At 71.6% G+C, this 9,322-nt stretch carries 10 protein-coding genes; 4 read left to right on the top strand and 6 right to left on the bottom strand.

The genetic code is table 11. The features are described from left to right. Window positions 1–1,151 precede the first annotated feature (1,151 nt). Together AB0C36_RS41605 and AB0C36_RS41600 are read right to left on the bottom strand one after the other, a co-directional pair. Entirely contained in the window at window positions 1,152–1,517 is a 366-nt protein-coding gene (locus tag AB0C36_RS41605; protein WP_358364634.1) for a hypothetical protein, read from the bottom strand. A 309-nt stretch (window positions 1,518–1,826) separates the two neighbouring features. Beyond that, a complete protein-coding gene (locus tag AB0C36_RS41600; RefSeq protein ID WP_358364632.1) occupies window positions 1,827–2,069 on the bottom strand; it encodes a hypothetical protein in 243 nt (80 codons plus the stop codon). A gap of 138 nt (window positions 2,070–2,207) precedes the next feature. Here AB0C36_RS41600 and AB0C36_RS41595 point away from each other — a divergent pair, with 138 nt between their 5' ends. Continuing rightward, the gene (locus AB0C36_RS41595) at window positions 2,208–2,420 is read left to right on the top strand and encodes a hypothetical protein (RefSeq protein ID WP_358364629.1); all 213 of its coding nucleotides are present in this window, start codon (window positions 2,208–2,210) and stop codon (window positions 2,418–2,420) included. A 700-nt stretch (window positions 2,421–3,120) separates the two neighbouring features. Here AB0C36_RS41595 and AB0C36_RS41590 read toward each other — a convergent pair. After that, window positions 3,121–3,531, bottom strand: a complete 411-nt coding sequence (locus tag AB0C36_RS41590) for a hypothetical protein (RefSeq protein ID WP_358364637.1) — start codon at window positions 3,529–3,531, stop codon at window positions 3,121–3,123. A gap of 342 nt (window positions 3,532–3,873) precedes the next feature. Here AB0C36_RS41590 and AB0C36_RS41585 point away from each other — a divergent pair, with 342 nt between their 5' ends. Further along, window positions 3,874–4,080, top strand: coding sequence for a hypothetical protein (locus AB0C36_RS41585; protein ID WP_358364626.1), 207 nt, complete (start codon window positions 3,874–3,876; stop codon window positions 4,078–4,080). A gap of 16 nt (window positions 4,081–4,096) precedes the next feature. Here AB0C36_RS41585 and AB0C36_RS41580 read toward each other — a convergent pair whose 3' ends face one another. From AB0C36_RS41580 to AB0C36_RS41570, 3 genes are all read right to left on the bottom strand, one after another. After that, complete coding sequence (locus tag AB0C36_RS41580; protein WP_358364623.1) at window positions 4,097–4,306, bottom strand: hypothetical protein; 210 nt, start codon at window positions 4,304–4,306, stop codon at window positions 4,097–4,099. 237 nt (window positions 4,307–4,543) lie between these two features. Then, a complete protein-coding gene (locus tag AB0C36_RS41575; RefSeq protein ID WP_358364621.1) occupies window positions 4,544–4,720 on the bottom strand; it encodes a hypothetical protein in 177 nt (58 codons plus the stop codon). 293 nt (window positions 4,721–5,013) lie between these two features. Further along, window positions 5,014–5,289: a polysaccharide deacetylase family protein gene (locus tag AB0C36_RS41570; protein WP_358364618.1), complete on the bottom strand. Its 276-nt coding sequence runs from the start codon at window positions 5,287–5,289 to the stop codon at window positions 5,014–5,016. A gap of 230 nt (window positions 5,290–5,519) precedes the next feature. Here AB0C36_RS41570 and AB0C36_RS43390 point away from each other — a divergent pair, with 230 nt between their 5' ends. Together AB0C36_RS43390 and tpg are read left to right on the top strand one after the other, a co-directional pair. Continuing rightward, window positions 5,520–6,266, top strand: coding sequence for a DUF8841 domain-containing protein (locus tag AB0C36_RS43390; protein WP_494410270.1), 747 nt, complete (start codon window positions 5,520–5,522; stop codon window positions 6,264–6,266). A gap of 996 nt (window positions 6,267–7,262) precedes the next feature. After that, the gene (gene tpg / locus AB0C36_RS43325) at window positions 7,263–7,697 is read left to right on the top strand and encodes a telomere-protecting terminal protein Tpg (RefSeq protein WP_435839226.1); all 435 of its coding nucleotides are present in this window, start codon (window positions 7,263–7,265) and stop codon (window positions 7,695–7,697) included. Window positions 7,698–9,322 lie beyond the last annotated feature (1,625 nt).

The following is a 9,322-nucleotide window of genomic DNA, read 5'->3' as shown; positions in this document are numbered from 1 at the left end:
GGCGGGCGGTCCCGGGCGCGGTGGGGGGTGTCCGCGCCGCGGGGCCGTCAGTGCCGGAGGTCGCGCGCCGGGTGGGGGCACGCGGACGTAGACCTCACCGGCGCCCGGTGCGCCGTGTGGTCCCTCCGGGGCGAATCACCGTAGACCTGTCGGACACGGAATGGAACAGGCCAGAACAGTAAATCCGGCCAAGATCAAGCCTGTTGCTGCGGACAGGATCGGCTTTGGGGCCTTCTGTGGTGCGAAGTGCTCGTGAGGGATGCGGAGTTCGGGGCCACGGCGAGGGGCCGGAGCTTCGCCGTCGCCGGGACTGCCACGGGGAGGCTTAACCCGATCGGGTGAATGTCCTTCCTCAAGGGCAGGGTTGCCGGTCTTCGGGGCGTGCCCGGTGCGTCTCGCGCGCCTGTCTGGCTCAGAGGGCCCTGGTGCCGCTCCCTGGAGCCGAGGAGGGGGTTCCGGGGACGACCAGGCGCCGGTGGCGAGGTGCAGAACGGGGAAGCGCGCGGCCGGTGGCGGTCCATTCAGCCATAAGGGCGTTGAAGACCGGGGTGTTCGGGTCGACGACCAAGTGCCCCGGGAGCGGCGGGGGGTGCGGGGCGCGGGGGCCGGTCATTGGCGGGAAGGTGAGGGGGCGGCTTCGTTGACCGTGGCCGGCCGGTCCTCGGGGCCCGGGTCTGGGGAGGGCCGGTCCGGCGTTGGCGGTTCGGACGGTGGCGCTGGGGGCGTGGGGTGGCGGTCGAACTTGGTCGGGCTGGCCATCGTCTGTGCTCGTTCCGGTCGAGGGAGTGGACGACCGTCGGGTTCCCGGCTGCTCACCCGTGCACACCTGGACGCGCACCCGAACTCGTCTGCCGGTCCAGGGGGGAGCCTTGCCGGTCCGACCGCGGCGCGGCCTCGGGGCCGGTGCGGGTTCGCCGGCGCCGTCCTCGCACATTCCGTACGGTCCCGCGTTCACCTGGCCGGGCCGCGCCGAGGACAGGGCCGCCGTCTTTGCGGCGGTCGCACCGTGGTTCACGCTGCGCTCCTGAGGCCTGGCTCTGGGGCGGCGGCCGGAGAGAACAGGGGTGCGCGTCGCCGTCCACGCCGCTTGACCCAGACGGATGCGGGGCTCCGCTCGGGGGTGGAGCCCCGCACGTTCTCGGGGTCGGGAGTCAACTGCCGGTCCGGGCGCGGTGGCGTCCGGGCCGGCCGTGCTGGCTGCCTTCTGGGCGGCGGGCGGTGTCGCGGTCCGGGCGTCGTAGGACCGTGGCCAGGGATTGGAGGAGTCCGGCTGTTGTCTTGCGCCACCCGTTTCCGGGACCGCGATCAGGGGTCCGCCCGCCGCCGGGTGTGGTCATGCGAAGTACGCACGACCCGCGGACCGGGTTTCCGGCGTCCGGCAGCACCGGTGCCGGAACGGCCAGGACGCCGCACGCGGTCAGGCGACCCACCACCTGCTCCACTGCGGCGACCGGGCCGAACACCAGCACCACCTCATTCGCGCCGCCGTTGCCGACCTGGTCCATGTCACCGTTCAACGAGCGGCCCCTCACTGGGGTGACGCCACGAATGGGCGTACGTGGACGAGAGGCGCGTCCTGCGGCGGATGGCGTCGTTGACTCCGGTATGACCTTGCCCCCGCCGCGTGACCGGCGCACGGAGCGCGCCCGTCGGCGTCGTCTTGCCGTCAGCGACCCGGAGACGCCGATCTTCAACGCGCTGGCCGCAGAGTGGTCCGCGGGAGACCGCGGCTTTCCCGGTGGCGTCCCGGGCCCGCCGCAGTTGGTGATCACGGACGGGACCGCCCTGCCCCTGTCCGGTCGGAACCTGCCGCCCAGGGCCGACGCCTAGCCCGCCTCGGGAGGCCGTCGCGTCGTCCTGGTCGTGGGCACGCGCACGTGCAGCAGTGCTGCTTGGCGGCGCAGGGAGGCGACGGCGGCCGCCGCCTCGGCTTCCAGCCGCGCCGCCACCGCCGGCAACTCGTCCCCGTCCAGCGCCGAGGGGACCGCCTGACCGGTGCGTGTACTGCCGTCGGCGTGCATGCGCTCCAGCGTGGTCCCGAACGGCCGGAACGACAACGCAATCGCCACCCGCCGCCAGGACACCCGCGCCCCGCCGACCGCAACTGCTCGGGTGCCGAGAGACCCCAACCGGCATACGTTGCCGGTGAAGCACCCCGACCGTGCAGGCCGTGCTTGCGCTCTGCGCGCCGACCAGAGGAGGCCCCGATGCACGAGGTACGTCTCGACGCCGGCGGCGGCCACCGCCCCCGCGCCTGGCACATCCCACCCCCGGGCACCCCCGACGCGCTGTGCGGCATCACCATCGATCCCGTCGACCCGCACACCGTCGACGGGATCACCGACGCCGACGCCCGCACCCCGCACTGCGCGGACTGCCTGGCCGCCTACGCCACCGGGGTCACCGCTGCTCCGGCGTGACCTGGCTGCCCCGGATAGGCCGGCTGGTCGACGGCCCAACGCCTGTCGGCGAAGGGGCGGAACGTCAACAGTCGTTGTGGGAGCCGCCGAGTCCGAGGCGGCGGCGCCCGGCGGCGGTCCACACCCGGGCGACCCGTTGCTCGCATCCCGGGGTACGGCGCTGTAGTCCTGGCCGGGGATCGGCCGGACCTGGGTGCCGGGCACGACGTGGACTTCGTCGACCGGCGCGGTTCCCAGCCGCCTCGGTTCAGTCGGTCACCGCCTTCCATCCGGGCAGCTCGGCTTGCAGGGCCCACGCGCCGGAGCGGCTGCGCACCCACCGCAGGACCGGCCGTTTCCCGCGCCGTTCGGGAGGTCGACCCACGCCCACGGCCCGCCATCCTCAGGCGGCGGCCCGTCGGCTCGCGCGACGGCGCGCGGCCCAGAGGCCGCCTCCGGGGGAGCGATGGCGCCCGCGGCCGCGTCGTCGGCCCCGTTGCTGTCCTGGTCCGCGCATTGGCCGTCGGTCGCGGTGCGTGCGGCGAGGGGCCGGGCGGCGCGTTGTCCGAACGACCCCCGCGTGCCGGCAACACGCCCGACCGAAGGCGACCTTGCCGCACATCCGTTCGCGGCCTGGTGGTGCAGTGCGTCGATCAGGGCGGGCACCGTGCGGGCCATGGGTCGCGGTTGATCACCGCGACCGGCCGTCCGGTCTCGTCTGTCAGGCGGCGATGATGCGAGTGAGTGTGGCCTGGAGGAGGCGGACCGCGTCTTCGGCTTCGGCGCACTGTTGCACGGTGGGCTTCACAGCTCCGAAGGTGGGGCCGTGTGCGTCGGGCAGGGCACGCCAGTGCAGGACTGGCGCGAGCGCGGTGACGGCGGCCCCGAGGAACCAGGCCAGGCGTCCGTGGGACTTCGCCAGGGCGATCGCCAAGGCGGCGAGGGTTTCCCGCAGGCGTTCCAGCCGGTCGATCAGCGGCAGGGCCTCCTGGGTAGGGCCGGGTCCGACGGCGGCACGCAGGTCAGCAATGGTCTTCTCGGCCAGAGCGCGGTCGGCCGGGGCCAGGCTCCACCCCTGGTCGCGGATCAGCAGTTCAGCTTCCTCGGCCAAGCCCTCGATGACGGTCCGCATGTCCACGGCGGCCACCGTAGCGTCACGCCTGGTCAGGAGGAATGCCCGCCCCCCGCGACGACGCCACGCGGTCGGTGCCGGTGTGGGTGCCGTCGTCCCACGAAATCCGGGACCAGCGCCTTGCCTGGCCCGACCACGCCGCCTACGCGCCGCCCGACTGGACCGACCACGCCCGCGCCTGCAGCACCGGCATGACGCTGGCGGAGGCGACCGGCGGAGCGTACGCCGCCGAGTTCGTCGTCGGCCTGGCCGTCCCCGACTGCGCCAAGACTGTTGCGCGCGACGGCGGCGGCCCCACCGTGTGGCTCTACAGCGTCCCCGTTCCCCGACACCGGCGACCCCGTGGTGTGGCAGACCGGGCCGCGGAGCCTGTGGGACGAGGTCGAAGCCGCGCACGCCTGGTGGGTCGGCCTCGCCAAGCCCGCGGTCTACGACTTCGGCCTGACCGTGACCGTCGCGAACGACCGCACCGTCCACCACGCCCCGTGGCACGAAAACCTCGACCGACCCGTCCCGACCGCCCACCGCGACCATGACGGCCAAGCGTGACGAATCCGCGAAATCGTCACGCCTCGTCGTCATGATCGGCGGCAGCCTTCCGGCGCCGCCGGTACGTCTTCGCGCGGCACGCCGCAGAGCAGTGCCGCGCATCGCTGCGCCGCTCCATGCCGGGCCACACCAACCGCCCGCACCCCTCACACCCCTGCGCCGCGTCCGGCCGGTCGACCGGCTCCTGGCGGCGGAACATGCGCACCGTCTCCTCCGCCATGGCCACGATGACGGTCTCCTTCAACCGCCGCCGGCGCGCTGCCCGTTTCCGCGCCCGGTAGGCGGCGGCCACGCACCGCGGCGCGCAGTAGCGCTGCCGAGGCACTGCTCCCTTAGGCAACCAGTCGCGGCAGTACGCGCACTTACGACGACCCACACCCCAAGCATGGCGAAGGGGACGCAACCGTGGCTGCGTCCCCTTACCACCGCCCGGCCGAACGCTCGCCCGCCCGAACGTCGACGGTCAGGAAGCAGGCCGGACGCGGACCCCGTCGAACCCGAAGTCGAATTCCGTCCGTTCTTCGTCCTCGTCGTCCTCCGGGGCGTTCGGCGCACAGACGGGACAGAACTCGCCCATGCCGTTGACCAGCGGCGTGCAGGCGATCGAGCGGGCCGCCGTGGCCGGTCTGCTTGTCCACATGGGACACACCGTCGCCGAGTCGGGTGACGGAGAGGGTTTGCTGGTGTCGGCTTAGGCTGCGTCTGGTAGCCGATGGTGTCGGGTGCGGGCTTTCTCAGGCGTCAGCTCGCGGCTTGCGCCTGGGCCTTGGTGTGGGCGAGTCGGTAGAACTCGGGCCATCCGGCGCCGCCCATGGCACCCGCTCCCTGTTCTGCGCCGCGTCGCGTGGGTGCGCGAATTGACCGACGGGACAGGCCCCTCGGATGTGGCGACGGCGCGCACTCGGTCCTGAGGGTGCCGCGGCGAACGGTGGATCAGTCGCCTGCCGGAGTGTCAGGGGAGCGTTCGGGGAAGGCATTGAGGCGGTTCGAGGTGTCCAACGGGTGGCGCGTCGGCAGATCAGGATCGTCCTTGCTGTGACGTGCAACGTCGCGGCAGCGCAGGAAGCGGACATCTCCGCGGGCGAGCCCCTGTTCGATCAGCTGGCGCAGGGCCACCGCGCGGGAGGGGCGTCCGGTCAGGAACGGATGGTTCGTGAGGTTGAACAGGCAGCCGTACTCGGCCATCGCGTCCAATTCGTCGGTCCACATCCCCGACGTTCGCGGCAGCCCCGCCGCCCCCCGCGGCACCGGCACCCGCCGAGGACACCGCAACCGCCGCCACGGCGGCGACGACCAGGCCGCCGTCGACGTCGCGCCGCTCGGCCCGCTAGACCGCCGCACCCGCTGCGGCCACCGCGACGGCTGCGGGCGGCAAGTACGCGCACGGCCCGCTGCTGGTCCTGGACGGTGACGGGACCGCGTACGGCATCGGCGGCATCATGCTCAACTGCCCGGCCACGACCGTGCCGGAGCTGGTCGAGTGGACGCTGTCCGAGGCCGTGATCGGCGCGGAACGCCTGCACCACCACGGCCGCGACTCGGACCCGCTAATCGTCCTCACCGAGGCCGCCGCGGTCCGGCCCGGGCTCCCGGCCCGGCTGGAGGGCGCCGAGGCCCGCCGAGGCCTGCGCCTTCCCGACGACCACCCCGTGGTCAAGCAGATCGGCAAGGCCAAGTGGCAGCTGACCAAGCGCGGCTTCGGACCGTGGGCACGGATCTACCGCCCCGCGCAGGGCAACCAACGTCTGTGCGTGCAGCTGGCGATCCCGTCCTGGGACGCGCTCGACTCCCGAGCCTGGAGCGACGCCGGCGACCTACCCGCCCCAGACCTCGCTCGCGTGCTCGGCGTCTACGCCGAGCGGGTGCTGACCCCGCGCGGGTCGACCGCGGTGTGCGGGCTGGAGTTGATGACCGCGTTGCGGCCCCCGACCCGCGCGGCGAAGAACGACGCGGGGGAGTGGGTGTCCGCGACCAACAAGGGGGCGCTCACCGCCGCAGTCGACCCGGCCCCGCCGGAGGCCCCGACGGAACACCCGGTCGCGAAGGGCTGGGAGGGGGCTACTTGGACGAGGAGGCGTACCAGTCGGTGCGTGCCCCCGGGCTCCTTGAGGACGACGAGTGCCTGCTCCCGTGGGCGGTCGGCCTGGACATCAACACCGCGTTCCTCGCCGCGGCCGCGCGGATGAACGTCGGTCTGGGCGCGCCCACCCACGTGCATGCGCCGGCCTTCGACAAGACGCTCCCCGGCTCGTGGCTGGTCGACCTGTCCCGGATCGAGCTGGTCCCGCGCCTGCCGTCGCCCTTCACCCCGATCGGCAAGCGCCCCGACGGCCCGGCCTGGTACGCCACCCCCACCGTCGCCTACGCCGTCGAACTCGGCGCGAAGGTAAGGACGTTGGAGGCGTTCTTGCGGCACGAGAAGGGTGCCTGCCTGGACCCTGGTACGAGCGCCTGCGCGCCGCGTGCCTGGCGACGATGGCGGACCTGGGCGTGCCGGTCCGCAAGGAAGGCGACAAGCAGGACCCAGACGAACGCGCGTACCTGGCCGCGATGGAAAACCACAAGAGCGTCGACCCCGGTCTGGCGTGCGTGCTTCTCCGCGATCAAGGCCACCGTAAAGGGCGGCGTCGGCAAGCTCAGGGAGCGCCCCCAGGGCCGCCACTACCGCGAGGGGGAGCGCTGGGGAGCGCTGGAACGCCCGACCTGGCGCCCGGACATCCGCGCCGCGATCATCTCCAAGGCGCGCGTGAAAATGCACCGCAAGATGGTCAACACCGCCCAGGCGACCGGCCGTTACCCCGTCGCAGGGCTGTCCGACTGCGTCGTCTACGCCAGCCCCACCACCGACCCGCTCGGCTTCCTGCCGCTGACCGACGTCGACCACAAGCTGGGTGCCGGCCACGTGCTGCCGGGCTCGTTTCGGCTGGGGGCGACGCCGGGTCTGGCCAAGGTGGAGAGCGTCCAGGAACTGCTGGCCGTCATCGACCAGATGGAGCAGGGCCTGAACCCGGCCCGGCACATCAAGGGCGGCGACGCCGTCCTGGACGAGGGGGAGTAGGCCGTGGGGGAGATCGACGACGCCCTGGACCGCGCCGGATACGAGCAGGTCACCAAGGACCCGCCCAGGACTGCCGCAGCGCGGTTCCGGCTGCTCATGAAGCCGGAGCGCGGCTCCACACGCGCTGTGGCGGCCCGTCTGGGCGTCTCGCAGCGCACGGTGGAGCAGCTACCTCGCCGGGACCCGCAAAAGCCCCCGCAAGCCGCGCCGGGAGGCACTGGAACACGAAGTACGAAAGTCCTGGCAGTCGCGGGTCCGCAAGCGCGCGCGCCGCCAGGCCGCCGCCGGCGGGATCACGGTGGAGTTGCGCGGCCGGTTCGGCTACTTTTCGGCGGCCGGATCCACCGACGACCCGAGGATGCGCCGACTGACCCAGCACCTGCCGCCCGACTACGCCGCGCGACTGCTCGAAGCACAGGACGCGGGCGCGAGCGACCGTGAACTACGTGGCATCGTCGCAGAGGGACTTCAAGAGGTCTATTACAAGGACAGCGGAAACCGCGCCCAAGGCCTGGAAGTCGAACTCCTGGACATCGACTTCTTCGACGCCTCATTTTGACGACCGGCCGGGCAACGAAGCAACCGAGAGATTGACACGTGTCCGGGGCCGGCGGAATCCGCTGGCCCCAGACACGTGATACAGCGCTTACAGGTCGCGGACGTCAGTGATCACGGCGCCAACACCGGTTCCGCCCGCACACGATGAGGCCGAGTTTCCTCGCTTCCCCGGCGCAAGAGTGACCCATGGACCCTTGCCATCCGGGGCCCATCCGCACACAACGACCGCCCGGAACTCGATGGAATGGCCGTTGTTGTTCTTGCAGATCACCCGCCCTCCCACTCCGCCGTCGAGGACCGATTCGCTGCACTCCTCGCCACGACCGGGAGGACGCATTACAGCCCCGTGTGCCGGTGTTGCGGACAAGGCGATACCACCAGCGACAAGAGCCGATGCAATTCGACACGCAAACCTGGAGATCATGAGTTGCCCCTTGGTCTGATTGACTACGGTCAGAGGTCTTCGATCTCGGCGCCGACTCCGCCCACTCCCGAACTGCCGGCGTAGCAGGTCGCAGACGAAGTCTCGGTCTCACCAGGCCCGATCGTCAGCCATGGCCCAGCCACGTCGTAGCCACGCCCGCAGATCACGACAGCCTGAAACTCGATGGTGTGACCATTATTATTGGTACACCGGGCCCACCCCGTCATTTTCCCGGACGCGCCAGTGGCGCAGGATTCGCCGCCACCAGGAGGCCGCAGCGCGGCGCCGTCAGCCGTAGTCACAGTTGCAGCCGTCCCCGTAGCGAGAACCACCGCAACCACCATGGCATTCAACTTGTTCCGCATGTGTGCACTCCGCAGTTCGTTAACTGGACTTGAAGTAACACCCTCGGGCATACCGGCAGGACAAACAACGGCATGGCATAAACATGCCACTCATTGAAACTCGAACGAAACTCCCCGAGAACTCCCGCCCCAAGCCCAGGAGATGACCCGCGACGTCCTCGACATCGCCTCCCGCGCCCCGTGGGGATGGCCGCAGTGGATCCCACCGACCCCGAAGGCCAGGACATGCGCGTGGCCTCCGTCGGTCGTGTGAACCGGATCCGGCAACGGATCAACGTCCTGGACGTGTCCTGGCTCGGCTGACCGCAGCCCCCTCAACAGGGATGGTCGTTCGGTAGGTGGTCTCCGGATTCGTGCCGGAAACCGCAGGCCGCAGCCGGTTTGGGTAACGTCCCCGACGTCACCCAAACGTCACTTGAACGTCAGGCACACGTCGACCTGGCGGCGCGACGCGGGCCTCGCCCGGGGCGGTCGGGACGGCGCGCTGCCGGTAGCACCCGGCACAGCGCTTTGTTCCAGGGCGCTGGAACAAAGCGTCAGCCGGTGGCGTCCAACTGCCGCCGTGTCGAGTGGGCGACGTTCGCGACTGCGAGGCGTACCGGGCCTTGGCGCCGCTCGGGGAGCTGGGCCGGGTCGGTGGCGACGGTGCCGGCCACCTTGCCGCCGGTCAGCAGCAGGTGGAGCTGGTAGCGGCCCTGCCTCAGGCCCTAAGGTCGTGTCTTCAAATTCTCGCCGGGCCCGCGGGCCGTGGCACGCACGCTCGCCGCGTTGCGGACCCTGCCCGGCCAAACCCAGGCCGAGCTGCGGCCCGCGCCTTGCGAGCGCACGCACCACGGC

It is taken from the genome of Streptodolium elevatio, assembly GCF_040649515.1.
Classification (GTDB): domain Bacteria; phylum Actinomycetota; class Actinomycetes; order Streptomycetales; family Streptomycetaceae; genus Yinghuangia; species Yinghuangia elevatio.
The sequence above is the reverse complement of the archived record's forward strand: the minus strand, read 5'-3'. Positions and strand labels throughout refer to the sequence as shown.